26 protein-coding genes, 2 tRNA genes and 2 pseudogenes are annotated in these 26,391 nt (G+C 46.4%); 16 read left to right on the forward strand and 14 right to left on the reverse strand.

Annotated features, from left to right (window positions below):
- Window position 1: 1 nt before the first annotated feature.
- The 5 genes from A3CS_RS0106980 to A3CS_RS0107005 form a co-directional block, all read right to left on the reverse strand.
- Window positions 2–631 carry an NADH:ubiquinone reductase (Na(+)-transporting) subunit D gene (locus A3CS_RS0106980; RefSeq protein WP_005542950.1) on the reverse strand — a complete coding sequence of 210 codons (630 nt, stop codon included), beginning with the start codon at window positions 629–631 and terminating at the stop codon, window positions 2–4.
- On the reverse strand, window positions 631–1,416 hold the full coding sequence (locus A3CS_RS0106985) for a Na(+)-translocating NADH-quinone reductase subunit C (RefSeq protein ID WP_005542948.1): 786 nt from the start codon (window positions 1,414–1,416) through the stop codon (window positions 631–633). The genes A3CS_RS0106980 and A3CS_RS0106985 overlap by 1 nt, the downstream gene beginning before the upstream one ends.
- Entirely contained in the window at window positions 1,409–2,644 is a 1,236-nt protein-coding gene (locus tag A3CS_RS0106990) for an NADH:ubiquinone reductase (Na(+)-transporting) subunit B (RefSeq protein WP_005546185.1), read from the reverse strand. Before A3CS_RS0106990 ends, A3CS_RS0106985 begins: the two co-directional genes overlap by 8 nt.
- Window positions 2,645–2,646: 2 nt before the next feature.
- Window positions 2,647–3,987, reverse strand: a complete 1,341-nt coding sequence (locus A3CS_RS0106995; RefSeq protein WP_005546187.1) for a Na(+)-translocating NADH-quinone reductase subunit A — start codon at window positions 3,985–3,987, stop codon at window positions 2,647–2,649.
- Window positions 3,988–4,342: 355 nt separating this feature from the next.
- Window positions 4,343–4,654 carry a BolA family protein gene (locus A3CS_RS0107005; protein ID WP_005546193.1) on the reverse strand — a complete coding sequence of 104 codons (312 nt, stop codon included), beginning with the start codon at window positions 4,652–4,654 and terminating at the stop codon, window positions 4,343–4,345.
- A 103-nt stretch (window positions 4,655–4,757) separates the two neighbouring features.
- Between A3CS_RS0107005 and A3CS_RS0107010 the strand changes: the two genes are divergently transcribed.
- Complete coding sequence (locus A3CS_RS0107010) at window positions 4,758–5,351, forward strand: YajG family lipoprotein (RefSeq protein WP_005546195.1); 594 nt, start codon at window positions 4,758–4,760, stop codon at window positions 5,349–5,351.
- A gap of 139 nt (window positions 5,352–5,490) precedes the next feature.
- Here the strand turns inward: A3CS_RS0107010 and A3CS_RS0107015 are convergent.
- From A3CS_RS0107015 to mutY, 5 genes are all read right to left on the reverse strand, one after another.
- Window positions 5,491–5,566 (reverse strand) — tRNA-Asn (locus A3CS_RS0107015).
- 4 nt (window positions 5,567–5,570) lie between these two features.
- Window positions 5,571–5,646, reverse strand: a tRNA-Phe gene (locus A3CS_RS0107020).
- Between the two features lie 205 nt (window positions 5,647–5,851).
- On the reverse strand, window positions 5,852–6,931 hold the full coding sequence (gene mltC, locus A3CS_RS0107025) for a membrane-bound lytic murein transglycosylase MltC (protein WP_005546197.1): 1,080 nt from the start codon (window positions 6,929–6,931) through the stop codon (window positions 5,852–5,854).
- A gap of 2 nt (window positions 6,932–6,933) precedes the next feature.
- The gene (locus tag A3CS_RS0107030; protein ID WP_005542927.1) at window positions 6,934–7,212 is read right to left on the reverse strand and encodes an oxidative damage protection protein; all 279 of its coding nucleotides are present in this window, start codon (window positions 7,210–7,212) and stop codon (window positions 6,934–6,936) included.
- The gene (mutY, locus tag A3CS_RS0107035; protein WP_005546199.1) at window positions 7,190–8,329 is read right to left on the reverse strand and encodes an A/G-specific adenine glycosylase; all 1,140 of its coding nucleotides are present in this window, start codon (window positions 8,327–8,329) and stop codon (window positions 7,190–7,192) included. Before mutY ends, A3CS_RS0107030 begins: the two co-directional genes overlap by 23 nt.
- 216 nt (window positions 8,330–8,545) lie before the next feature.
- Between mutY and trmB the strand changes: the two genes are divergently transcribed.
- From trmB to A3CS_RS0107065, 5 genes are all read left to right on the forward strand, one after another.
- Window positions 8,546–9,313: a tRNA (guanosine(46)-N7)-methyltransferase TrmB gene (gene trmB, locus A3CS_RS0107045; RefSeq protein WP_005546201.1), complete on the forward strand. Its 768-nt coding sequence runs from the start codon at window positions 8,546–8,548 to the stop codon at window positions 9,311–9,313.
- 30 nt (window positions 9,314–9,343) lie between these two features.
- On the forward strand, window positions 9,344–9,685 hold the full coding sequence (locus tag A3CS_RS0107050; RefSeq protein ID WP_005546203.1) for a YggL family protein: 342 nt from the start codon (window positions 9,344–9,346) through the stop codon (window positions 9,683–9,685).
- Window positions 9,686–9,903: 218 nt separating this feature from the next.
- Window positions 9,904–10,902 (forward strand): iron ABC transporter substrate-binding protein, encoded by a 999-nt coding sequence (locus A3CS_RS0107055; protein WP_005546204.1) that lies wholly within the window; start codon window positions 9,904–9,906, stop codon window positions 10,900–10,902.
- An 80-nt stretch (window positions 10,903–10,982) separates the two neighbouring features.
- The gene (locus A3CS_RS0107060) at window positions 10,983–12,503 is read left to right on the forward strand and encodes an ABC transporter permease (protein WP_005546207.1); all 1,521 of its coding nucleotides are present in this window, start codon (window positions 10,983–10,985) and stop codon (window positions 12,501–12,503) included.
- Between the two features lie 15 nt (window positions 12,504–12,518).
- A complete protein-coding gene (locus tag A3CS_RS0107065) occupies window positions 12,519–13,577 on the forward strand; it encodes an ABC transporter ATP-binding protein (protein ID WP_005546209.1) in 1,059 nt (352 codons plus the stop codon).
- Here A3CS_RS0107065 and dusC read toward each other — a convergent pair.
- The 4 genes from dusC to rph form a co-directional block, all read right to left on the reverse strand.
- Window positions 13,563–14,567 (reverse strand): tRNA dihydrouridine(16) synthase DusC, encoded by a 1,005-nt coding sequence (gene dusC / locus A3CS_RS0107070; RefSeq protein ID WP_005574291.1) that lies wholly within the window; start codon window positions 14,565–14,567, stop codon window positions 13,563–13,565. The two genes, A3CS_RS0107065 and dusC, sit on opposite strands and share 15 nt — an antisense overlap.
- Window positions 14,568–14,570: 3 nt before the next feature.
- Window positions 14,571–15,446: a co-chaperone DjlA gene (gene djlA / locus A3CS_RS0107075; RefSeq protein WP_005546214.1), complete on the reverse strand. Its 876-nt coding sequence runs from the start codon at window positions 15,444–15,446 to the stop codon at window positions 14,571–14,573.
- Window positions 15,447–15,527: 81 nt separating this feature from the next.
- A complete protein-coding gene (gene pyrE / locus A3CS_RS0107080; RefSeq protein WP_005546215.1) occupies window positions 15,528–16,172 on the reverse strand; it encodes an orotate phosphoribosyltransferase in 645 nt (214 codons plus the stop codon).
- Between the two features lie 9 nt (window positions 16,173–16,181).
- A complete protein-coding gene (gene rph, locus A3CS_RS0107085; protein WP_005568249.1) occupies window positions 16,182–16,898 on the reverse strand; it encodes a ribonuclease PH in 717 nt (238 codons plus the stop codon).
- Between the two features lie 117 nt (window positions 16,899–17,015).
- On the opposite strand from rph, the gene A3CS_RS0107090 reads away from it, so the two are divergent.
- The 10 genes and pseudogenes from A3CS_RS0107090 to A3CS_RS01000000111000 form a co-directional block, all read left to right on the forward strand.
- The gene (locus A3CS_RS0107090; RefSeq protein ID WP_005546220.1) at window positions 17,016–17,879 is read left to right on the forward strand and encodes a YicC/YloC family endoribonuclease; all 864 of its coding nucleotides are present in this window, start codon (window positions 17,016–17,018) and stop codon (window positions 17,877–17,879) included.
- Between the two features lie 27 nt (window positions 17,880–17,906).
- Entirely contained in the window at window positions 17,907–18,794 is an 888-nt protein-coding gene (gene ygfZ, locus A3CS_RS0107095; RefSeq protein WP_005546222.1) for a CAF17-like 4Fe-4S cluster assembly/insertion protein YgfZ, read from the forward strand.
- Window positions 18,795–19,113: pseudogene (locus A3CS_RS1000000112470) on the forward strand (patatin family protein); the annotation flags it as partial.
- A 263-nt stretch (window positions 19,114–19,376) separates the two neighbouring features.
- Entirely contained in the window at window positions 19,377–20,099 is a 723-nt protein-coding gene (gene rpsB, locus A3CS_RS0107105; protein ID WP_005542886.1) for a 30S ribosomal protein S2, read from the forward strand.
- Window positions 20,100–20,253: 154 nt separating this feature from the next.
- Window positions 20,254–21,102 carry a translation elongation factor Ts gene (tsf, locus tag A3CS_RS0107110; RefSeq protein ID WP_005546227.1) on the forward strand — a complete coding sequence of 283 codons (849 nt, stop codon included), beginning with the start codon at window positions 20,254–20,256 and terminating at the stop codon, window positions 21,100–21,102.
- A 296-nt stretch (window positions 21,103–21,398) separates the two neighbouring features.
- Window positions 21,399–22,085 (forward strand): DNA repair protein RecO, encoded by a 687-nt coding sequence (gene recO, locus A3CS_RS0107115; RefSeq protein ID WP_005546229.1) that lies wholly within the window; start codon window positions 21,399–21,401, stop codon window positions 22,083–22,085.
- A gap of 1 nt (window position 22,086) precedes the next feature.
- Window positions 22,087–23,403, forward strand: a complete 1,317-nt coding sequence (rlmD, locus tag A3CS_RS0107120; RefSeq protein WP_005546231.1) for a 23S rRNA (uracil(1939)-C(5))-methyltransferase RlmD — start codon at window positions 22,087–22,089, stop codon at window positions 23,401–23,403.
- Window positions 23,404–23,412: 9 nt separating this feature from the next.
- Window positions 23,413–25,644: a GTP diphosphokinase gene (gene relA / locus A3CS_RS0107125; RefSeq protein ID WP_005546233.1), complete on the forward strand. Its 2,232-nt coding sequence runs from the start codon at window positions 23,413–23,415 to the stop codon at window positions 25,642–25,644.
- Window positions 25,645–25,668: 24 nt separating this feature from the next.
- Window positions 25,669–26,025, forward strand: a complete 357-nt coding sequence (locus A3CS_RS0107130; RefSeq protein ID WP_005542871.1) for a diacylglycerol kinase — start codon at window positions 25,669–25,671, stop codon at window positions 26,023–26,025.
- A 72-nt stretch (window positions 26,026–26,097) separates the two neighbouring features.
- A pseudogene (locus A3CS_RS01000000111000) lies at window positions 26,098–26,391 on the forward strand (transposase); the annotation flags it as partial.

Raw genomic sequence — 26,391 nt, forward strand, 5'->3', positions numbered from 1 at the left:
ATTATTTCTCCTGTTGCTCAGGTTTCCACGTTCTTACGCCCCAGATCACGAAGCCAATGATAAAGAACGCACTCGGTGCAAGAAGGAATAAACCGTTCGGTTGATACCAACCACCATCCTGAATCGTTTGTAATATCGGGAAACCGAACAAACGACCTGAGCCGATTAACTCACGCAAAGTCGCCACAATTAAGAGAATAGCGCCGTAACCTAAACCGTTACCGATACCGTCAACAAAACTCTCTAATGGACGGGATTTCATAGCGAAAGCTTCTGCACGCCCCATGACGATACAGTTGGTGATAATCAAACCGACGAATACCGATAATTGTTTGGATAAACCGTAAGCAAAGGCTTTTAACACTTGGTCAACCAAAATTACCAACGACGCGATAATCGCCAATTGCACAATGATACGAATACTATTCGGAATATAGTTACGAATCATTGCAATGAACATGCTGGAAAAACCGGTTACCAAACATACCGCAATTGCCATGACTAACGCCGTTTGTAATTGGGTGGTCACCGCTAATGCGGAACAAATTCCTAAGATTTGTAGTGCAATCGGGTTGTTTTTCGCGATTGGATCAAGCAAAAGTGCTCTTAAATTGCTTTTTGCATCAGCCATTATCTTGCCCCCGCTTTAAATTTTGCTAAGAATGGACCAAAACCGTTTTGACTAAACCAATAATCAAATGAGCCTTGTACGCCGTTTGAAGTCAAGGTTGCACCGGATAACGCGTCAATGCCGTGTTCTTTGTCGGAAGAGGCGTTTTTGGCAATACGAATCGCCACATTTTGGTTATCATCAAACAGTTTTTTATCAACGAAAAATGCCTGCCAGCGCGGATTGGCAATTTCACCGCCAAGACCGGCGGTTTCACCTTGGTCATAATAGGTAATACCTTTAATGGTATTGGCATCCGGCGCGACGGAAACAAAACCATACATAGTGGACCATAAGCCGCGACCATACATCGGCAATACTACTTGGTTTACAGTACCTTGCTCATCTTTTACCAAATAAACCACGGCCTGTTTCGCCCGCACTTTTAAGCCCGCCTTATCCTGGTCAGCAGGAATCGGCTGACTAAGTGCGGTGTCTTTTATCGCCGCTTTCGGATCAAACTTTTCGGCTTCTTCTTTTGTTGCCTGAACGAAATCACCGCTTTGTAAATCCACCAAACGAGGCTCGATAAATTTGTTGTAAGTCTCTTTGATAACGGAAGCGTTATCTTCTTTCATTAAACCGGCAACAGTTAAAATATTGCGTTGAACGTCAAGGGCTTTTTGTTCATCCTGTTTTGATTTAAGGGCAACGGCGGCACCTGAAACCACAATAGAACAAACCAGACTCAATAACACAACAACGGTTACGGTGCCACTTACGCTATCTTTATTAAATTTAGCCATTTGTTCTTGCTCTCCGACGTTTGATATTTGCCTGAACCACGATGTAATCGAAAATCGGTGCAAATAAGTTTGCAAATAAAATCGCTAACATCATCCCTTCAGGATAAGCCGGGTTGATGGTACGAATTAACACCGCCATGACACCGATCAATGCACCATACCACCATTTACCGGTGTTAGTGAATGAGGCTGAAACAGGGTCCGTCGCCATAAACACCATACCTAATGCAAAACCACCTAATACAAGGTGCCAATACCAAGGCATTGAAAACATATGGTTAGTTTCTGAACCGATTAAATTAAACAATGTTGAAGTTGCAATCATACCGATCATCACACCCGCGATAATGCGCCATGCCGCAATACGGGTGAACACAATAATCGCACCACCAATTAAAATTGCTAAGGTTGACACTTCCCCCATTGAACCCGGAATATTACCAATGAAGGCATCCATCCAAGAAATTGATTGACCGGTTACAGTATGCTGCAATGCGTCTTGACCGCCTTGTGACCATTGTGAAAGTGCAGTCGCACCGGAGAAACCATCTGCCGCAGCCCATACTAAGTCACCGGAAATTTGTGCCGGATAAGCAAAGAATAAAAAAGCACGACCTGCCAATGCCGGATTCATAAAGTTACGACCGACACCACCAAAAATTTCTTTTGCCACCACGATACCAAAGCTGATACCAAGTGCAGCCTGCCATAATGGCAATGTTGGCGGAACAATTAAGGCAAACAGAATGGTTGAAACAAACATCCCTTCATTCACTTCATGACCGCGCACCACAGAGAATAATAATTCCCAAATCGTACAAACAGTGAAGACGACTAAATAAATTGGTAGGAAAAAAATTGCACCAAGTGCCATTTTACTACCCCAGCCTGCATTTAAAGTTAAATCTAACCCTAAACCATTTGCCAACGCATAATGCCAATTGCTTGAAATCAGCTGCTCTAAATTACCTAATTGATTTAACGCAGGAATTGCTTGGTTACCCACATTGTACATGCCATAAAAAATTGCAGGGAACAATGCAAGGAAAACAGTGATCATCATACGTTTTGAGTCTAACGCATCACGAACATGCGTGTTTTTGTGGGTTACCGTACCCGGTGTATAAAGCAAGGTATAAATCGATTCAAAGATCGGATAAAGCTTGCTGTATTTACCGCCCGGTAAAAACGCGGGTTCCATTTTTTCTAAAAGACTTTTCAAACCCATTTTTAACCTTCCTTCTCAATCTTATCTAACGCTTGACGCAAGATTGAACCATATTCATATTTGCCCGGGCAAACAAATGAACAAAGCGCTAAATCTTCTTCATCCAACTCCAAACAACCTAATGCTTGTGCACCATCAGTGTCGCCTGCAATCAAATCACGTAACAATAAAGTTGGTAAAATATCCAGCGGCATCACGCGCTCATAACTACCGATCGGCACCATTGCGCGTTCACCACCATTTTCGGCAGTTGTAAAGTTAAATAACTTTTTACTAAAATGACCCAATACGGTCCGGGTAATGGAATATTTATTTGGTTGAGGTGTAATCCAGCCAAACAACTCTTTTTCATTACCTTCTGCAATTACAGACACCTGCAAGGCATAACGACCTAAATAATCATGTGCACCTTTCGCGGTATTACCACAAAGTACAGAGCCTGAAATCACACGATTTTCACCCGCACTTATCTCATCTTTGGTTAATTGAGAAAGATTTGCACCGATCACGGTACGGACCAAACGTGGTTTTTTCACTTGCGGGCCGGCAAGAGAAATCACACGTTCAGTGTAAAGTTCACCGGTGGTGAATAATCTACCGATAGCAATTACATCTTGATAGTTGATATACCAAACGGTTTTCTGAATGCCGACAGGATCGATAAAGTGAATATGGGTACCGCTCAAACCGGCAGGGTGAGGGCCTGAAAATTCGTTCACAATCACATTACTTGCATGTGATCCTGGAATTTTATTGTCAGGCGCTTTACATAAATGAATGTTACCTTCATGTAAACGGCTTAACACCGTTAAACCATTTACAAAATCATTTTCCGCTTCGGCAATCACCACTGAAGGATCCGCCGCTAACGGATTCGTATCCATGGCATTGACGAAAATAGATGAAGGTATGCTATCTACTGCAGGCACTTTACTGAACGGACGGGTACGAAACGCTGTCCACAAACCCGATTCCTGTAAGTTTTTACGTACTTGCTCAGCGGTTAACGCGCTTAGCTCAGCCGCCGGGTATTTATCGAAAGAAAGCGCAGCATCGCCTTCAATTTTAATCACTACAGACTGTAACACGCGCTTCTCGCCGCGGTGAATCGCAGTGATCATGCCGCCGGCAGGTGCGGTAAAAACAACGCCCGGATTCTTTTTGTCTTCAAAAATCACCTGACCTTTTTTCACCACATCACCTTCGCGAACCTTCATAGAAGGGCGCATTCCCACATATTCTTCACCAAGCAAAGCAACTTCGCTGACCGCATTACCGTCACGGATTACCTGCTCCGGTTTTCCTGCAATAGGAAGATCCAAGCCTTTTTTAATCGTAATCATATTGTTTGCACTATTTTTGCCAGATTAAAATACAGCAATAACCGAAAGGTTATTACCTCGTCTTGAGTGATGGTTGTTGAAATGATTAAAGAAGAAAGCGACGAAATACCACATTACGCCCGAATAACCACTCTCCAACCGATAAAAATAAAACTCAAATTCTGTATTGATTTTACGGACTTCCGCGCCCATAAAAACGTTAAATTTTTGCTAAAATAAACGCTTTATTTTAACTAAATAATAACGTCCACGCCACTTTGAAAGCCGTCTGTTTGCGCATTTTTCGTGAAAATATGCACTTTTCTTGCACAAAATCAATTTTTGCATTTTTCGCGCATAATACCAAAGAGGTAGATTATTGCCCCACGCCGGTACAATTTGGTGATTTCGGGAATTGTTGCCCTAAGGCCTTCCACTCGGATAACGTATAAAGATGGAGCGCCAAGGCATGAATGCCTTGCTGCAAATCCTGTACTAAGAATTGGTAAATTTTGCGATGACGGGCGACTTTACCGATCCCCTCAAATACATCGCTCACTAACACCACTTTGAAATGCGAATCGGCACCCCGCCCGGAACTGTGCATATAACTTTCGTTTTCAACCGCAATAAAGTGCGGTCGAAATTCCTGCCGTAAGCGCTGTTCCAATTCTTGTTGTTTTGTCATAATCATCTGTCCTCAAAAAACAATAATTAAGCCCCCGGTACTATACTTTACGCCGTAAGTTTGTAAGAATAGCCTCGTTTTATTTAATATTATAGAGGATATTATGAAATTTAAGATGAAGTCTCTTACCCTGGGTGCGGTTTTACTTTCCGGCGTATTATTAACCGGCTGCCAAAGCGAACCGAACACACTCACCTTCACCCTGGCGCCACCGAAAGCCTCAATGAATGTCAACCAATCCGCCGTGGTTTATGTCACCACCCGCGATTTGCGTAACACCCCGGAAATCAGCAGTTATGTAAAAGACGGACAATTACTCAAATTATCCGCCTCACCGGAACTGACCCAATTGTTCCAACAAATTGAACAACAGGATTTGGTCAGCAAAGGCTTCCGTATCGGCATGGCGAACAATTCCAATGCTGCCGTCACCGTAGATATTCAGCAATTTTATGCCAAAGTGAATCAAGGCAATTTACGCTACGACATTGACAGCAAAATTCAGCTTGCCATTCATGTTCAAGGTCGCAGAGGTCAATTCACGAAAAATATAAATGCCGGGCGCACGCACTCCGGTGCATTTTTCGCGCGAAATTGGGAAATTCAAAAAGTGTTAGGCGAAACCTTTAATGAAGTGGTGGAATCAATTTATAAAGACCAGGAAGTTGCTAACGCCATTAATCAATACGCCAACTAAAAAACTTTTCTAAAATCCACCGCACTTTACGCTTAAAAGTGCGGTAGATTTTTCCGGTGTTTTTTAATTTGCCCCCACACAAAAGCGTAAAACCGGAAAAAAACAAAAGCCGCTAATTTCTTAGCGGCTTTCTCGAATTTGGCTCCTCCTGCTGGACTTGAACCAGCGACATATGGATTAACAGTCCACCGTTCTACCGACTGAACTAAGGAGGAATAGTGGTGCCTCGAGGCGGAATCGAACCACCGACACGGGGATTTTCAATCCCCTGCTCTACCGACTGAGCTATCGAGGCAACTCGTCAGTGGTGCGTATTAAACGTTTTTTTCTATTTCAAGTCAATATCTATTTTTGAAAATAGTGAAAATTATTAACTTAGTTGCGCATTTAACAAGCGAAACGTATATAAACGCTACATTTTCAACAAATTTATTGACTTCTCATATAAAATCATGCTCATTTAAAAAGACCTAAGGTGGGCATAATAAAATGGCGATCAATTAACGACGCACACGATAACTCTTCTGTGCTTTATCCACTTTAACCAGGTAATTTCTCGCCTGTGCAGACGGATGGTTGGTAGTTAAAATTCGATATATCTGTTCCGGATAAAGCCGGTTGATTTGCATTATCGCCACATCTTTATCATCATTGAACACACGCAACACCGCACCGGCACCGCTGTTATAGGCGGAGATCATCGCAAAGCGTTTCGAGGTCGGATTGGTAATGCCGTCCAAATATTTATTTTGCAGCAACCATAAATAAGAGGCGCCAGTATCAATATTTTTCTCCGGATCGAACAAGTAAGCCTTGCTTGGCTGACCGCTCATGCCTTTCATTTGGAACACATCACGCCCTGCGGTATGCGGCACTACCTGCATCAGTCCCATCGCGTTCGCATAACTGATGGCATACGGGTTGAAACTGGATTCCGTTTGCATAATACCGAGAATCAGGCTTTCATCCAGCCCGTAATGACGCGCCACTTTACGCACGATCGGCAGGTATTTTTGCGCCCGCACTTCAACGTGGTTGGCAATCATCGGAATCACCACGAACTGTACCTGATGGCCATTCGCCAAACGGCGGGTTTGCAATTTATTCCGAATTAAATAAGTAGCGAAATTGCCTGCAGTAAATTGATCTATAATTGACTCGCCTTGATTATCAATCACCTGCCCCACTAAAAACGGGCGGGAACTAATCGGCACATCGCCGGAAGTAAATAAATCAATACCGTTGGCATCGGAACCCATCAACAACGTATGCACAATGGCATTATGCAAACGGTTTAAATCCGCTTGCGTTTCAATGGTAATCAACCCTTCGTCGAAACTGACGTGGCTACGGGTGTAGTAACGATCCGTATATTTCACATAGTCTTTGCGGCTCGCCACCAATAACTCATTAACCCCCCAAATGCGGTCGATATTATTGGCGAATTGTCCGGTTAAAATATCCAATCCGCGCGTATCTTTCGCAAAGGCCTCATCATAATCCAATCCCTTTTTATATGACATACCGCCACCACACGCATACAAAAAAGGAATCAAGGCTAAAATCAAATATTTCTTCATCTTTATTCTTTCGCTTCCGGCGGTGTATAACCTTCAATATGCACATCTTTGCCTTCAAACAAAAAATTCACCATTTCCTGCTCCAGCAGTTTGCGGTGCTCCGCATTCATCATATTTAACTTTTTCTCATTCACCAGCATGGTTTGTTTTTTCATCCACTCGCCCCACGCCTGTTTACTAATAGAATCAAAAATGCGTTTGCCCAATTCGCCCGGATACAATTGAAAATCCAGCCCTTCGGCTTCCTGTTTTAAACGCTCACAAAACACCATTCTTGCCATAATGATTCCTTACATATTGAGTTAATAAATTCTTCACGGGCGCTGCTAACCCGATAGGTTCAGGATTTTGTGGATCATACCAATATTTAACCGCACTTAATAGGTCTGATTGATATTCCCCCGCCGTTTCAGCCACTTTTTGCCGGTGGGAACGGTTCTCTTCCGCCAACGCTTTCGGCGTGTCCACTTGCGCATAAATCGGATAAATATCCAGATGGAAATGGCTGAAGGTATGGCGAAATGCCGTCCACTCCTGATATTGCCGAATTCCGTTTGCCGCTAAATACGCCAGCAATTCCTGCTTCTCGGAAAATTGCGGAAAACAGTACAACCCGCCCCATAAACCGGCATTGTCCCGTTGTTCCAACGCAATTTTGCCATCTTTTTCCAACAGCAAAAAATAACTTTCCCGCTCCGGCAAGACTTTCTTCGGTTTTCTGCCGGGATACGCCTGCCAGTTTTGTTCGGCGTTCGCCTTGCAATCGCTTTTCAGCGGGCAAAGTTCGCATTTCGGCTTGGAACGGGTACACACCATGGCGCCGATGTCCATCATCGCCTGATTAAAATCTGCCACCTGTTCTGTCGGCGTCACCTGCGCCGTTAAGTGCCACAAATGATCTTCCGTTTTCTTTTCGCCCGGCCAGCCGCTCACCGCAAAATAACGGGACAGTACCCGCTTCACATTGCCGTCCAAAATCGGATAAGGCGCATTTAAACAAGAAGACAACACCGCCCCCGCCGTGCTGCGCCCCACGCCGGGCAACGCCCATACCTGTTCAAATTCCGTCGGGAATTCGCCGCCGTGTTGATCACGCATGATCTGCGCCGCTTTATGCAAATTGCGCGCCCGCGCGTAATAGCCCAAGCCCGTCCACAAATGCAACACTTCGTCCAAAGGCGCATTGGCAAGTGCGGTCAAATTCGGGAACGTTTTTACAAAGCGCTCGAAATAAGGTATCACCGTCGTCACTTGCGTTTGCTGCAACATTACTTCGGACAACCAAACGCCGTATAAAGTTTTATTTTGCTGCCACGGCAAATTTTTCCGCCCGAACTTGGCGTACCACGTCAGCACGGCGTGGGCAAAAGGCGCATTGGAAGATGATTGAGCCGGCATAAATCCTGATAATTCAATAAAAGTGCGGTTATTTTTAACTGTGTTTTTCACCCCGTGGGCGACATCAAACCGGCAGAGTTTAACACAAAGCGCAAACCTTCTTCACTAAAGATTAACAAATGCGTTTTTTGTTTCATCGGCTAAATTGCTAATCATAAGGAAACCGCCTATAATCAGCCGCTAAAATTTTCCGCACACAACAATTTCAAAGAACGCATGTTAGAAACCCAATCATCAGATTCCATACAACCGACCTTTGCCGACCAAAAACGCAAAACCGTTGAATCCGCCGAATTTACCGCCGATGGGCGCTACAAGCGCAAAGTCCGCAGCTTCGTGTTACGCACCGGACGTTTAAGCGATTACCAAAAAAACGCCATGAACCAAAACTGGGCGACATTCGGCTTGGACTACCAACCACAACCTTTTGATTTCCAAGCGATTTATGGCAACGACAATCCCGTGATTTTAGAAATCGGCTTCGGCATGGGCAGTTCGCTGGTGGAAATGGCGGCGCAAAATCCCGATAAAAACTATTTGGGCATTGAAGTGCACACCCCGGGCGTGGGTGCTTGTATTGCATACGCCGTGGAAAAAGGCGTGACCAATTTGCGTGTGATTTGTCACGATGCCACCGAAATTCTGCGCGACAGCATTGGCAATCACAGCCTCGGCGGGTTACAACTGTTCTTCCCCGATCCGTGGCACAAAGCCAGACATCACAAACGCCGCATTGTGCAACCACATTTTATTGACGGTTTATTGAACAAATTACACGAAGGCGCCTTTATTCACATGGCGACCGACTGGCAAGACTATGCCGAACACATGCTGGAGGTGCTAAGCCAATACCCGCAGCTGCGCAATACCTCCGTCGCTAACGACTATATCCCGCGTCCCGATTTTCGCCCGCTGACTAAATTTGAACAACGCGGTCACCGTCTCGGACATGGCGTGTGGGATTTGTATTTCGTCAAATCATAATTTCACCAACCCCAACAGAAGGAAATCATCATGGCTATTAAACGTAATCAAAGACAACGCAAAAAAATGCACCTCGCCGAATTCCAGGAATTAGGCTTTTTAGTGCAATGGCAATTCGCCGAGGGCACTTCCGTAGAACAAATCGACAACACCGTCGACCGCTTCATCAGCGAAGTGATCCAACCAAACGGCTTGGCATACGAAGGCAGCGGTTACTTACATTGGGAAGGCTTGGTTTGCCTGGAGAAAATCGGCAAATGCGACGCGTCTCACCAAGAATTAGTGAAAAACTGGCTAACCCAAAACGGCTTACAACAAGTGGAAGTGAGCGAGTTGTTTGATATTTGGTGGGATTATCCTGCGAAAGACTAATTTGCTTTATTAAAGTGCGGTTATTTTTCAAGTGTTTTTATTAAACAAATTTAAAACACATTAAAAATTCACCGCACTTTTATTCACTCCTACGACCAATTTAAACTGATAATTATTTGCATTTCGGAAATTAGACTTTTAGAATAAAAATATTCATGCAATTTTAATATGTTGCAGAATAAACCATCGTATAAAGAACATTTAAAAGGAGTTTTCAAATGAAGATTAATCAATTCAAACTTGCAGCTCTTGCTACTGCGTTAGCTTTCTCTACTGCCGCTTTCGCCGACATCACTGTATATAGCGGTCAGCATAAAGAAGGAGCAAAAGCTGTCGCCGATGCTTTTACCAAAGAAACCGGGATTAAAGTAACACTTAACAGTGCGAAAAGCGAGCAACTTGCCGGTCAGTTAAAAGAAGAAGGCGATAAAACCCCTGCCGATGTCTTCTATTCGGAGCAAACTGCACCATTTGCTGCGTTATCCGAAGCGGGATTGTTAGAACCGCTTTCTGCCGAAACCATTAAACAAACAGAGTACAAAGGCGTGCCTGTAGCGCCAAAAAAAGACTGGATTGCGTTAAGTGGTCGCTCTCGTGTAGTGGTTTATGATAAAAATAAACTCTCTGAGAAAGACATGGAAAAATCTGTATTGGATTACGCCACGCCGAAATGGAAAGATAAAATCGGTTATGTGCCGACTTCCGGGGCATTTTTGGAACAAGTTATTGCTATCACTAAATTAAAAGGTGAAAAAGCCGCGTTGGATTGGCTGAAGGGCTTAAAAGAAAATGGCAAACTTTATGCAAAAAACAGCGTAGCACTCCAAGCGGTAGAAAACGGCGAAGTTCCGGCAGCACTAATTAATAATTATTATTGGTATGCTTTAGCAAAAGAAAAAGGCGAAGATAAACTAAACTCCCGTTTATATTTCATTCGCCATCAAGACCCGGGTGCGTTGGTGACCTATTCCGGCGCTGCAGTGTTAAAAGGATCGAAAAATAAAGAAGAAGCGAAAAAATTTGTGGATTTCTTAGCCGGTAAAAAAGGTCAGGAAGCCTTTACTGCTGTGCGTGCAGAATACCCGCTACGTCCTGACGTACACTCTCCATTCAACATGGAACCTTACGCAAAATTAGAAGCTCCTGAGGTCAGCGCAACCACTGCAAAAGATAGGAAAAATGCCAATAAATTGATTGAACAGGCAGGATTGAAATAACACACCCAAAGAAGAAAGGTACGCTTTCCACGCGTGCCTTTCTTTTCTGCTAAATAACAATATAAAACAAAGGACTTTCCTTGAACCGTCGCCTCCCATTCTGGCTCACCATTTTGATTCTACTTATCAGCCTGCCGTTACTGTTGCCGTTTTTGTATGTTGTCGTACGGGCAATTGAGGTAGGTTGGGATCGTAGTATTGAACTGTTATGGCGTCCCCGCATGTGGGAATTATTAAGCAATACCCTGCTTCTGATGGTTTGCGTGACCTCCGGTGCCATTACCCTTGGCACTTTTTGTGCATTCTTGCTGGAGCGCTATCGTTTTTGGGGAAAATCCTTTTTTCAGGTGTCAATGACATTACCCTTGTGTATCCCTGCCTTTGTCAGTTGTTTTACTTGGATTAGTCTTACTTTCCGCGTTGAAGGCTTTTGGGGCACTATCGGAATTATGACCTTAAGCTCGTTTCCTCTTGCTTATTTACCTGTCGCTGCCACTTTAAAACGATTGGATCGTTCACTGGAAGAAGTCAGTTTTTCCCTTGGCAAGAACCTAAGCTACACCTTTTGGCACGCTATTTTCCCGCAGCTAAAACCGGCCATCGGCAGCAGTTTTTTACTCATTGCGTTACATATGCTGGTGGAATTCGGTGCGGTATCCATTCTCAATTACCAAACCTTCACTACGGCTATTTTTCAAGAATACGAAATGTCCTTTAACAACAGCACGGCGGCATTACTTTCAGCAGTATTGATGGTGATTTGTGCCTTTATTGTCTTTGGTGAAATTTTCTTTCGTGGACAACAAACCCTTTATAACAGTGGCAAAGGTGTCGTCCGTCCTTATCCTGTAAAAAACTTAAGTGGTGGCAAACAAGCACTGATTATCGTCTTTTTCATGACGATCCTTATCCTCAGTATAGGCATACCTTTTACCATGCTGATTTACTGGCTGATAGTGGGGCATTCTATTGAAAGTGCGGTCGATTTCCATGCTTTTTTTGAAGCCTTCAGTAACTCATTGGTCATTTCGGCTTTAGGTACAATACTGACCGTCGTCTGCGCCCTGCCTTTGGTGTGGAGTGCCGTGCGCTATCGTAGCCGTCTCACCATCTGGATTGATCGCCTGCCTTATTTATTGCATGCCGTACCGGGCTTGGTTATCGCATTGGCATTAGTATATTTCACTATCAACTACGCCTATTCCTTCTACCAAACCTTTCTCATGGTGGTCATCGCCTATTTAATGCTCTATCTGCCTATGGCACAAACCACCTTGCGTAGCTCTTTGGAACAAATCTCCGACAAGATGGAAAAAGTGGGACAAAGTCTCGGCAGAAGTCATTTTTATATTTTCCGTACACTCACCTTTCCCGCAATTTTACCTGGCATCGCCGCAGCGTTTGCATTGGTGTTTCTAAATCTGATGAAAGAACTTACTGCTACTTTATTGCTCACCCCAAATGACATCAAAACCCTTTCCATTGCTGTCTGGGAATACACCAGCGACGCCCAATATGCCGCCGCCACGCCTTATGCCGTAATGCTTGTACTCTTTTCCGGTATTCCGGTGTTTTTGTTGAAGAAATATGCGTTTAAATAGGAACGACTCACACTTATGCAAATGAACTTACCATTGCTTCAAATCGACCATCTCAACAAATATTTCGGGCAAACACATGTTCTGCACGATATTTCGTTGCAACTTAACAGTGGAGAAATCTTGTTTTTATTAGGTCCCTCCGGCTGTGGCAAAACCACATTGTTACGTGCCATTGCCGGCTTTGAACAGCCTGATAGCGGCGAAATTCGCCTAAAAGAGCGGTTGATTTTCGGTGCAAATTGTAATGTGCCGACCCAACAGCGCCATTTAGGTTATGTCGTGCAAGAAGGCGTGCTATTTCCTCATTTGAACGTATATCGCAATATTGCTTATGGCTTGGGTAACGGCAAAGGTAACAGCCCGAAAGAACGCGCACGGGTTGAACAGGTAATGTTGCTTACCGGTATTGTTGAACTTGCCGAACGTTTTCCTCATCAGCTTTCCGGTGGGCAACAACAACGCGTAGCGCTCGCTCGGGCTATCGCCCCCAATCCTGAATTAATTTTGTTGGATGAACCCTTTAGTGCCCTGGATGAACACCTGCGCCAGAAAATTCGTCACGATATGCTGCAAGCCCTGCGCCAAAGCGGCACCTCGGCGATTTTCGTCACCCATGATCGCGATGAGGCCCTACGTTATGCCGATAAAATCGCGGTGATCCAAGACGGGCGAATTCTACAAATCGCTGATCCGCACACCCTTTATCACGCTCCGCAACACCTCGCTGCCGCTACCTTTATCGGCGATGCCATCACATTACCCGCAACCTTAAATAACGCTTCAAATGCACATTGCCAACTCGGTGATATTCCCATTATCGACAAAAGCGGCGGACATGCTACCGGTACGCTACTCCTGCGCCCGGAACAATTCAGTCTGCTAAAAACACCGAAAAAACCCACCGCACTTTTTAACGCGATTGTTAAACAGGTAGAGTTTAGAGGCAAAACAACCATTGCTCAGATTAAGGTAAATGGAGTGGAAGTGAATTTAGAAGAGCGTTATAGCGAGGGATTACGTGTTAGTGAAGAAGTTGAGATTTATTTATATGGCGAAGGGTTATTTTATGAATAATCGGCGGATTCCCGGCTTACTTAAATCCGGATTGTTATTGAGATGTTTTTTATCCACATAATAGGAATCCAAAATTCCTTTTAACTTACGCCCATCATCACAGCGCTTCACCATCTCAAACAGATCAGCAGCTTCTGCGTATTCATATTTTAAATACTGCAACCACTGCTTAATGCGCGCCACATGATAAAACCCGCTGTCATGGCAGTTTTCCAGTGCGGCGTATTTACGCAGAATCGGCATGATTTCAGCCCAGCTTAAGGGCGCGGCATTACGTTTCAACACCCGACTTAAATTCGGGATATTTAACGCACCACGCCCCACCATAAGATCCTCGCAGCCGGTGACGTCACGGCATTGTTGTCCGTCCGCCCAACGCCAAATTTCGCCGTTGGCGATAACGGGAATCTTCAATTTTTGACGGACTTCGCCGATTTTTTGCCAATTGATGCGATCGGCGCGGTAGCCATCGGTTTTGGTGCGTCCGTGAATGGCGATTTCCGTGGCGCCGCCTTGTTGTACCGCGTCGGCAATGTCGTAAGCGAATTCCGTAGAATCCCAACCTAAGCGCACTTTCACGCTAACGGTGTGATGTTGCGGGACGGCGAGACGAATGGCTTTAGTGGCTTGGTAAATGAGTTCGGGTTGTTTTAACAAGGAAGCGCCGCCGTTACTGCCGTTCACCGTTTTCGACGGGCAGCCGCAGTTTAAATCCACGCCGTGGGAACCTAATTGAACGGCAAGTTCGGCATTTTCCGCCAACCATTGGGGATGTTGTCCGAGCAGTTGCACGCGTACCGGTGTGCCGCTTGGGGTGAAGCCCCGTTGGTGTAACTCGGGGCAAAGGCGATAAAACACTTTCGGCGGAAGCCGTTGATCCACCACGCGCACGAATTCGGAAATGCACAAATCGTAATCGTTCACTTCCGTTAATAATTGACGCACGAGCGGATCAAGCACGCCCTGCATGGGGGCTAAAATAACGCGCAAAGGTTATTTCCAACCTTTGGCTTTGCAGATCAAATCGCATGCCGCTTGAATTTGTTGTGCTTTTTCTTTCGCCATTTCCATCATTTCCGGCGGCAAACCTTTCGCCACCAGTTTGTCCGGGTGATGTTCGTTCATTAAACGGCGATACGCCCGTTTCACCGTATTTTGATCATCATTGGCGCCGACGCCCAGCACTTTATAAGCATCGTCTAACGTCGGGCCGGAAGACTGACCATAAGAATGTTGTTGGTAATCGTTGTATTGATAACCACTTTGTTGATAAGAGCCTTGCTGATAGCCGCCCTGTTGGTAATAACCGCCGCGGCTGAATTGACGCGCCGCCATTTCCATCGCCAGCATTTGTTCAAACTGAAAGCGGGATAGACCCAGTTCTTCCGCCACCACAAACAACAGTTCTTTTTCATTTTCATGCAAATGATCATCGGCAAATGCCGCCTGAACCTGCACATGCAGGAACATGCGCAACAAATCGGCGCGCTGTCCGCAGCCGATACGAAATTCGCGAATCACCTGACGAATAGGGAAATCCGCCTGTTTGCCACGATTAAACGCGTCCTGTGCCAAACGGCGTCCCGCATCGTCCAGCTGCAATTGATTCATCAAATGATTGGCAAGCTGAATGTCGTTTTCCGTCACGCGTCCTTTGGCTTTGCTGATATGCCCGAGCACCGCGAAGGTGGTTTGCATGAACAGCAATTGGCGGGTGGTTTTATTTTTGAAGAAAGAAGAATTTACTGTGCCCAGTTCATACAGTTTTTTGTCGGCGAGATGACCGAGGAAAATCCCTGTTAACATGCCGAAAAAACCGCCTAATCGAAAACCGATCAAGGCACCTAAAAATTTTCCGATAAAATTCATTGTTGCTCCGTTGGGTTAAAAAGTGCGGTGGATCTTCAGCGTGAATTTAAAAACGCCTGCAAAAATGACCGCACTTTCGTGTTATTTAATGCCGTATTGTGCTCGGTAAGCGCGCATTGCCGGCAAATATTGTTGATATTCCGGTTGGGTTTTAATAAACGCCATTAGATCGGCAAAATCAACGATGGATAGCACGTTGCATTGGTAGTCGCGCTCCACTTCCTGAATGGCTGAAAGCTCGCCATTACCGCGTTCCTGACGATTTAACGCAATCAGCACGGCGCTTAATTGTGCGCCATTCGCCTGAATAATTTGCATGGATTCGCGAATTGCCGTGCCGGCGGTGATCACGTCGTCCACCAACAACACTTTGCCTTGTAGCGGACTACCGATTAAGTTGCCGCCCTCGCCGTGATCTTTGGCTTCTTTGCGGTTAAAACACACCGGTTTATTGACGTTAAAACAGTTAAATAAGGCAATCGACACCGTGGTGGCGATGGGAATGCCTTTGTATGCCGGGCCGAAAATCACATCATATTGCAAACCGCCGGCTTGCAGGGCGGCGGCATAAAATTCGCCCAAGCGGGCAAGATCCGCGCCTTGGTTAAACAACCCGGCGTTAAAGAAATAAGGGCTGACGCGCCCTGATTTCAAGGTGAACTCGCCGAATTTTAACACCTGACGCGCCAATGCGAATTCAATAAACTGTTGTTTGTAATTTTCCATTGTGCGTCCTTATTCCGCCAGCGTGGCGCGTTGGGTTTGGAAAATCATGTCGCAACCTTGTTTGGCAAGATCGAGCAAGGTTAAGAGTTCTTCGTGGCTGAAAGGCTTGCCTTCCGCCGTGCCCTGCACTTCAATCATACGACCGTCTTCCATCATCACCACGTTCATGTCCGTTTCGGCGGCGGAATCTTCCACATATTCCAAATCGCACACCGCTTCGCCGTTCACAATGCCCACAGAAATGGCGGCAACCAAACCTTTCAGCGGGTTTTTCGCCAGCGTGCCGTTTGTCACCAAGCTGTTCAGCGCATCGCATAACGCCACGCAAGCACCGGTAATGGATGCCGTGCGCGTGCCGCCGTCCGCTTGGATCACATCGCAATCCAAGGTAATACAACGCTCGCCTAGGGCTTCCAAATCCACCATGGCACGCAAGGAACGGGCGATTAAACGCTGAATTTCCAAGGTGCGTCCGCCTTGTTTGCCTTTCGCCGCTTCACGTTGCATACGGCTGTGGGTGGAACGCGGCAACATGCCGTATTCCGCCGTCACCCAACCTTGTCCTTGCCCTTTTAGAAAGCGCGGTACACTCTCTTCGACCGAGGCGGTACACAACACTTTGGTATCGCCGAATTCCACCAACACGGAACCTTCCGCGTGTTTGGTGTAATGACGGGTGATCTGAATCGGGCGGGGTTGGTGATTGGCACGTTGATTCGGGCGCATGAAAAATTCCTCGTTAAGCAATAAAAAATCGCGCCATTTTAGCACGCAAACTGACAGAAACGAAATTTGGCAGTACAATAGAACGCAATTTTACGGGATAAAAATGAAGGAATTATTATGATTTATAGCATGACGGCATTTGCTGCGTTAGAGATAAAAAAAGACTGGGGCAACGCAGTTTGGGAAATTCGCTCGGTGAATCAACGTTATCTGGAAACCTTTTTCCGCCTGCCGGAACAGTTCCGCAGCTTAGAAAACACCTTGCGCGAAAGCCTGCGTCAAAAGCTCACCCGTGGCAAAATCGAATGCACATTGCGCATCGATAATAAAAAACAAACCGCCGCCGAATTGCACATTAACCAAGAACTCGCCGGTCAAGTGCTGCAATCCTTACAATGGCTGAAACAACAAGCGGGCGAAGGCGAATTCAATTTAACCGATGTATTGCGCTATCCGGGCGTGGTGGAAGTGCCGGAACAAGATGTGGATTTAATCAGTCAGGATTTATTGGCGGCATTTGAACAAGTGGTCGGCGAATTTATCGCCATGCGTCAGCGCGAAGGGGAAAAAATCCATACCTTACTGGAACAGCGCCTTGACGCCATCAACGTCGAACAGCAAAAAGTGCGGTCAAAAATGCCGGAGATTTTACAATGGCAGCGTGAGCGGATGCTGCAACGCTTCGAGGAAATTCAACTGCAACCCGATCCACAACGTTTAGAGCAGGAGCTGATTATGCTGGCGCAACGCATTGATGTGGCGGAAGAACTGGATCGGTTACAGTTACACGTGAAAGAAACCCAAAATATTCTGCGCAAAGGCGGCGCGGTGGGACGTAAGCTGGATTTTATGATGCAGGAACTAAACCGCGAATCCAACACGCTGGCGTCCAAATCTATTAATGTGGACGTCACCAATTCCGCCATTGAGCTTAAAGTGTTAATCGAGCAAATGCGTGAGCAAATTCAAAATCTTGAGTAATTTATTGATATTTTTAAGGAAAGTACGATGGCATATGCACTTTTAACGGCACAACAGGACGACATCATCTGCCCGCTCAGCCATTACACCCTCATTGAAATGGCGGGTGTGGATGCGGAAAAATATTTGCAGGGGCAACTCACCTGCGATGTGACAAAACTGGCGGCAGGCGAATCCACCCTCACCGCCCATTGCGATCCGAAAGGCAAAATGAGCGCGCTATTCCGCCTGATTCGACAAGACGAACAGACCTTTTATATGTTGCTGAAAAGTGAATTATTGCCGTCGGCATTGGATCAACTGAAGAAATATGCGGTGTTTTCCAAAGTCACCTTCACCCCGTTAGATTGGCAAATTATCGGCGCGGCAGGTGCGAAAGGCATCGAAAAGTACGGTCAGATTTCCGCGCAAATTCGTGTTGCAGTTAACGATCGACAACCACGTGTCATTTTGTTAAATCCGACCCGCTTATCCATCGAACCGACTGCCGAAGCAAACGTGTGGGATTTGTTGGATATTCAGGACGGCGTGCCCGGTTTAGCGGTGGCAACCCAACTACAATTCATTCCGCAGGCGTTAAATCTGCAAAGCATCGAACAAGCGATTTCCTTCCACAAAGGCTGTTACATCGGGCAAGAAACGGTGGCGCGCGCCAAATATCGCGGCGCCAACAAACGCGCCTTGTTTATCTTTGCGGCACAAACGGAAAGCCTACCTGACATCGGTTCGCCGTTGGAAATGGCGCTCGGCGACAACTGGCGCTGCACCGGCACGATCATAAGTGCGGTCAATTTTCACGACGTTTTATGGTTGCAGGCGGTGCTTAATACGCCGTTGGAAGACGGGCAGGCATTCCGTTTACCAGACAGCCAAACGACGTTGACATTACAACCTTTACCTTACGAGTTAAGCTAAATGCAAGTCGGACTGGTATTAGAAGGCAGCGCCATGCGCGGGATATTCACCGCCGGTGTGCTGGATGTGTTCCCGGATGAGCGGATTCCTATCGACGATCGTCAGCGTCCGCCGGGCCTTGTTCGGCGTGAATTTGCCGTCGAAACAAAAAGGGCGCGTTGCGTTACAACAAAAATACCTGAACGACAAACGCTATATGGGCTTCCACAGCCTGTTCACCACGGGCAACATCGTCAACAAAGATTTCACTCTTTATCAACTGCCTTTTGAACTAGATATATTCGATCAGGACGAATTCGCCCGCGCCGGCATCGACTTTAGTTGCTTTAGGAGTGTTGATATTTATCATCGGCGGGGTACTTCGGACAAATCATTATCTATTTATCCTCGTCAAAAAATCCGCTGGAAACCGACCGCACTTTATGGTATAAAGCACGCCGTTATTTTGCTGTTTAAAAATAACGTTCAATTTTTAATCAAACTTACTAAAACACACACATATCAGTAAGGCTAAATCGGGGTGCCAAACGGTCGATTGGCTGGGTATGTGGAGGCTAAACCCCAAACAAAAGGAAAATTATTATGGCACAAGTTTCTATGCGCGATATGCTTCAGGCAGGTGTTCACTTCGGTCACCAAACCCGTTACTGGAACCCAAAAATGAAACCGTTCATTTTCGGACCACGCAACGGCGTTCACATCATCAATCTTGAAAAAACCGTTCCAATGTTCAACGCGGCATTAGCCGAGTTAACCCGCATTGCAAGCAACAACGGCAAAGTGTTATTCGTTGGTACCAAACGCGCAGCGACCGATGCAGTTCAAGCAGCGGCATTAGAATGTCAACAATACTATGTAAATCACCGTTGGTTAGGCGGTATGTTGACCAACTGGAAAACAGTTCGTCAATCCATCAAACGCTTAAAAGATTTAGAAACCCAATCTCAAGACGGCACCTTCGACAAATTAACCAAAAAAGAAGCGTTAATGCGTAGCCGTGAGATGGAAAAACTTGAATTAAGCCTTGGCGGTATCAAAGATATGGGCGGTTTGCCGGATGCGTTATTCGTTATCGGTGCGGATCACGAACATATCGCGGTTAAAGAAGCAAACAACTTGGGCATTCCTGTATTTGCTATCGTTGATACCAACTCCGATCCGGACGGCGTAGATTTCGTTATTCCGGGTAACGACGACGCAGCGCGCGCCATTCAACTTTACTTGGCTTCGGCGGTTGCAGCGATCAAAGAAGGTCGTGGTAACGAAGAAGCGGTTGCTGAAGAATTAGCGCAAGCCGCAGAATAATTCAAGCGATTGCAATAAGGCGTAAGCCCTTATTAATCAGACGATTAATTGGTTAGCAGGGGGCTGAAACAGCTCCCTGTATTTTTTGAGCTAAAAGTGCGGTTAAAAAACAAGTTATTTTTCAACCGCACTTTAACCGACAGAGGATTTTAAAATGGCTGAAATCACAGCATCATTAGTAAAAGAACTGCGTGAACGTACCGGCGCAGGCATGATGGAATGTAAAAAAGCATTAGTTGAAGCAAACGGCGACATCGAATTAGCCATCGACAACATGCGTAAATCCGGTCAAGCCAAAGCGGCGAAAAAAGCCGGTCGTGTTGCCGCTGAAGGTGTGATCATCGCGCGCGTACAAAACGGTTTCGGTGTGGTGGTTGAATTAAACTGCGAAACCGACTTCGTGGCAAAAGATGCCGGCTTCTTAGGTTTAGCCAATGAAGTGGCTGACTACGCAGTCGCACACAAAGGCACCTCCATCGAACAATTACAAGCGGAATTTGAAGAAAAACGTGCGGCATTGGTAGCCAAAATCGGTGAAAACATGACTATTCGTCGTGTAGCTTACATCGAAGGCGACGTGGTAGGTTCTTACTTACACGGCGCGAAAATCGGCGTATTGGTTGCAGGTAAAGGCGCAGACGACGAGTTATTAAAACACATCGCTATGCACATCGCGGCAAGCCGTCCTGACTACGTTAACCCAAGCGACGTGCCTGCCGACGTGGTTGAACACGAGCGCAACATCCAAGTGGATATCGCTATGCAATCCGGCAAACCACGCGAAATCGCAGAAAAAATGGTTGAAGGCCGCATGAAGAAATTCACCGGCGAAGTGTCCTTAACCGGCCAACCGTTCGTCATGGTTCCATCTAAATCCGTTGGCGATTTATTAAAAGAAAAAGGTGCCGAAGTCTCTAACTTCATCCGTTTAGAAGTGGGCGAAGGTATCGAGAAAGTGGAAACCGACTTTGCCGCAGAAGTGGCTGCAATGTCTAAAGCTTAATTGATGATTTAAGCAAAAAAGCAGGTGTCAAAACCTGCTTTTTTATTCTCCGGCATTTCTCGATTCTCACGCTTGCCCGATAGTTCAAGCGTCCACGCTTAGACCGATAAAATAGCGCAGACCTGAACATTTACACTACCGTCAATCAGTGCCGACATTTCCGTTATAACCCATTCCCTTTTATTCTAAAATCCCACGCAAAAATCCCACAAAGTGCGGTGTGAAATCTGCTAGAATAAGCGCAATTTTTTATCGGCGAAAAGGGCGACATCATCGAAAATTGGCAACGCGGTTTCGTGCTACATCGCAAATCTTACAGCGAAACCAGCTTACTGATCGATTTACTCACGGAAGACTTCGGGCGGATCAGCGTCTTGGCAAAAGGCGCACGGGCGAAGCGTTCCATGTTAAAAGGCGTGTTGCAGCCTTTCACGCCGTTGTTGTTACGCTGGAGCGGACGCGGTGAGCTGAAAATCCTGACCAAAGCGGAACCCGCCGCCATTGCGCTTCCGTTGCAAAATATCGCTTTATACAGCGGGTTTTATTTAAACGAACTCCTCTGCCGCGTGCTGGAACCGGAAACCGCCTATCCGCAACTGTTCCAACAATATTTGCAATGTTTAACCCAACTGGCGATGAATCAACAGCAAGTGGAACCCGCTCTGCGCACCTTTGAATTTCAGCTGTTGCGCACCCTTGGATACGGCATTGATTTCACCCATTGCGCCGGTTCGGGCAACACGGTAGAAGCGGACATGACCTATCGTTACCGCGAAGAAAAAGGCTTTATCGCCTCCTTAATTAAAGACAATTTAACTTTTTACGGGCGCGAATTGCTGGCATTTGAGCAAACCCGATTTGACGACCCGAGCATATTAGTGGCGGCAAAACGTTTTACACGCATCGCCTTAAAGCCTTATTTAGGTGACAAGCCATTGAAAAGCCGAGAATTATTTACACAACATAGCTTATATTCCAAATAACATGGCATTACTTTACAGCGGAACCAAACCGAAAAAAAATACCGCCAATTTCACCGCCCACATCCTTGATTTGGATTATCAGGGGCTGGGCGTAGCGAAAATGAACGGCAAAACCTGGTTTATCGAAAATGCGCTACCGCAGGAAAGCGTGGAAGTGCGTGTGCTGGAAGAAAAACGCCAATACGGACACGGCATAGCACAGCGCATTTTGCACCCAAGCCCGCAACGCCAAACGCCACTGTGTACCTATTTTACGCAATGCGGTGGCTGCCAAAATCAACATATTCCCATCGAATTACAACGTTCCGCCAAACAAAAGGCGCTGATTCAACGCCTCAGTCGTTTGCAACCCGAGCCGATTCAGTTTATGCCGTTATTACAGGGCGAACCTTGGCATTATCGCCGTCGGGTGAGATTAAGTGTGGGCTTTGATAGTAAAACGCGCAAGCTGAGTATCGGCTTACGGCGTAAAAATGCACAACAAATTATCCCGATTGAACATTGCCCTGTGCTGGAACAACCGCTCAACGATTTACTGCCGAAACTGACCGCACTTTTCGCGCAGTGGTCCGCCCCGCAACAACTGGGTCACATTGAGCTAGTGGCGGCGGACAACGGTGTCGCCATGCTGTTGCGGCACATCAAAAACGTCGCCGAAAACGACCGCACTTTATTGCTGAAATTCGCCGAGCAGCACAACCTCATGTTATTCGTGCAAGAACTGGATGCCATTGAACATTGGCACGGCGAACAACCTTTTTATCGTTTGGATAACGACCTGACCTTGCAATTTGATATTCGTGATTTCATACAAATTAACGCCGAATTAAACCGCCAAATGATCAACACCGCGCTGGATTGGTTAGCGTTAAACGAACGGGAGCATGTGCTGGATTTATTCTGCGGTATGGGCAATTTCACCTTGCCGATCGCCCGTCGGGTAAAAAGTGCGGTGGGAATTGAAGGCGTTTCCGCGATGGTGGAAAAAGCCCGTAGAAATGCCGAACGAAACCGCTGTCACAATGTCCAATTCTATCAAGCAGATTTGGATAAATCGTTTGTCAATCAAGGCTGGGCGCAGCAACCTTTCAATAAGATTCTGCTCGACCCGCCACGCACAGGAGCGGCATTTGCGTTAAATGCGCTCTGTCAATTACAGGCTGAAAATATCCTGTATGTTTCTTGCAATCCTGCAACGCTCGTGCGAGATACGGAAATCTTGCGTAATGCAGGCTACCAACTGGATAAAGTCGCCATGATCGATATGTTCCCGCATACCGGTCATTTGGAATCGATAAGTTTATTTCGGAAAAAATAAGGATTCGTTATGGTCGCTGTGAGAGGATCTCATTTATTAAATCCTAAAGATTTTGAGATTGAACAATGGTGCGCTAATTTAAATGTGGCAGACAATATCAAAACCGGTCTCACCGCCTGTTGGCACTATTCGCAGCAAAAAATCGCACTGCGTGCCGAGCATCATACGGAAGAGGCGCATTTGTTGTCCTTCGGTGTGGAAATGGTGGAAATTCTGCACAGTTTAAACATGGATTGCGACAGCCTGCTCACGGCGATGTTATTTCCAATTGTGAACGATCAGCTGGTGGATTTTGCACAAATTGAAGCAGATTTCGGCGCCAATATCAGCAAATTGGCAAAAGGCGTCATCGAGATGGACAACATTCGTCAGTTAAACGTCACCCACTCCGCCAGCGGCCTGCAAGTGGATAATGTGCGTCGTATGTTGCTTGCCATGGTGGACGACTTCCGCTGCGTCATTATCAAACTCGCCGAAAGAATCGCCTTCCTGCGAGACGCGGTGAATAACAATTACACCGAAGAACAACGGGTACTCGCCGCCAAGGAATGCGCCAATATTTACGCCCCACTCGCCAACCGCCTCGGTATCGGACAACTCAAATGGGAGCTGGAAGACTATTGCTTCCGCTATCTGCACCCGGAACAATACCGCGCCATCGCCAAACTGTTGCAAGAACGCCGCATTGACCGCGAACAATATATCGCCGATTTTATCACCGAACTCACCGGCTATTTGCAGGAAAACATCCAACAGGTGGAAGTGTACGGACGTCCGAAACACATTTACAGCATTTGGCGCAAAATGCAGAAAAAAAATCTGGAATTCAGCGAGTTATACGACGTTCGCGCGGTGCGTATTATCGTGCAAAAATTGCAGGATTGTTACACCGCACTTGGCATCGTACACACCCATTTCAAACATTTACCGAAAGAATTCGACGATTATGTCGCCAACCCAAAACCGAATGGCTATCAATCCATTCATACCGTGGTGCTAGGCAAAGGCGGCAAGCCCATTGAAGTGCAAATCCGCACCCAGCAAATGCACGATGATGCCGAGCTGGGTGTAGCGGCGCACTGGAAATATAAAGAAGGCGCCACCGCAGGGCGTTCCGGCTACGCAGAAAAAATCGCCTGGTTACGCAAACTGCTGGCATGGCAGGACGATATTACCGACTCCGGCGAAGTCATGGCAGAATTGCGTAGCCAAGTATTCGACGACCGCGTATATGTGTTTACGCCGAAAGGCGAAGTGGTGGATCTGCCCACCGGCTCCACCCCGCTGGATTTCGCTTATGCCATTCACAGCGAAATCGGGCACCGTTGTATCGGCGCCAAAGTGGGCGGACGCATTGTGCCCTTCACGTATCAGCTGCAAATGGGCGATCAGGTGGACATCATCACCCAGAAAAACCCGAACCCAAGCCGCGACTGGCTGAACCCGAATCTTGGCTTTACCCACACGGCGAAATCCCGCGCGAAAATTCACGCGTGGTTCAAAAAACAGGATCGCGATAAAAACATTCCGGCAGGCAAAGAATTGCTGGAAAGCGAGATTAACCGCTTAGGCATCAGTTTAAAACAGGTAGAACAGCAGGCGCTGCCCCGTTACAACCTGAAAAATCTGGACGATTTATATGCCGGCATCGGCGGCGGTGATATTCGCATCAGCCCGCTGATTAACTTCCTACAAAACAAATTTATCAAAACCTCCGCCCAGGAAGTGGACGAAGAAATTTTGCGCCATGTGAGCAACAAAAGTGCGGTCAATTCTCAGCAAAAATCCGAGCGCAAAGACTGTGTGATCGTGGAAGGCGTGGGCAACCTCATGCACCATATCGCCCGCTGCTGCCAACCTATTCCGGGCGACAGCATCGTGGGCTACATCACCATGGGACGCGGTATTTCCATTCACTGCTGCGACTGCGACCAATTCCTCGAATTGCAAGCCGCACACCCGGAACGCGTGGTGGAATCCCGCTGGGGCGACAATTATTCCAGCGGCTTCTATCTCAACATCCGCATCGTGGCGTCGGATCGCAACGGCTTATTGCGCGACATCACCACCGTGCTGGCAAATGAAAAAATCAGCGTACTCGGCGTTTCCACTCACACGGACAGCAAGCGCCAAGTGGCGAATATTGATATGCAAATTGAACTGAATAACGTGGAAATGTTAAGTAAAATTCTGTCCCGTTTGGAAAAACTGGATGATGTCATTGAAGCCAAACGCCTCTAATAAAAAGAAAAAAAGGAAAATCAAATGGATAAAACCACGGGACTGACCCACTTAATTAAATCTACCCAATATTCGATGAAAGGCTTAAAAAGTGCGGTCAAATATGAAACCGCTTTTCGCCACGAGCTTTTTTGCTGCATTTTCATGATCCCGCTGGCGTTATGGCTCGGCGAAAATGCCATTGAACGCGCCTTGATGATTGGTTCCGTGTTGTTGGTGTTGGTGGTAGAACTGCTCAACAGCGCCATTGAAGCCGTGGTCGATCGCATCGGCACCGAACGCCACGAACTCTCCGGGCGCGCCAAAGATCAAGGCTCCGCTGCCGTGTTTGTCGCCTTAGTTATCGTAGTGGTCACTTGGGGATTAATGTTGTTTAACTAAAAAACGTCGGCAAAAATGACCGCACTTTGCTCTGCACCCCAAAACCTGGACACCTAATTTGAGGTGCAGATTATGTCTTACTCTTATCAATTTCGTTTAAAAATTATCAAACAGGTCACCGAGCAGGATTTGGGTATCCGTGAGGTGGCTAAATTTCATCAGATTTCTCGTTCTCAAGTCATTTATTGGAAAAGCCTTTCGTGAAAGAGGGCTTAATGGCGTAAAATCCCCTTATATAAACCCTCAACGCCCTAAAATAGTGAAGCCAAAGATGAAAAAGAAAGCGATTGAAATCCCGGAACAAACAGACTTTTCCCCAAAAGCGTTTAAAAAGCTGCAACGAGAGCTGGCATTAGCACGTGCACA

The sequence above is a fragment of the Aggregatibacter actinomycetemcomitans DSM 8324 genome, from assembly GCF_000372365.1.
Taxonomy (GTDB): Bacteria; Pseudomonadota; Gammaproteobacteria; order Enterobacterales; family Pasteurellaceae; genus Aggregatibacter; species Aggregatibacter actinomycetemcomitans.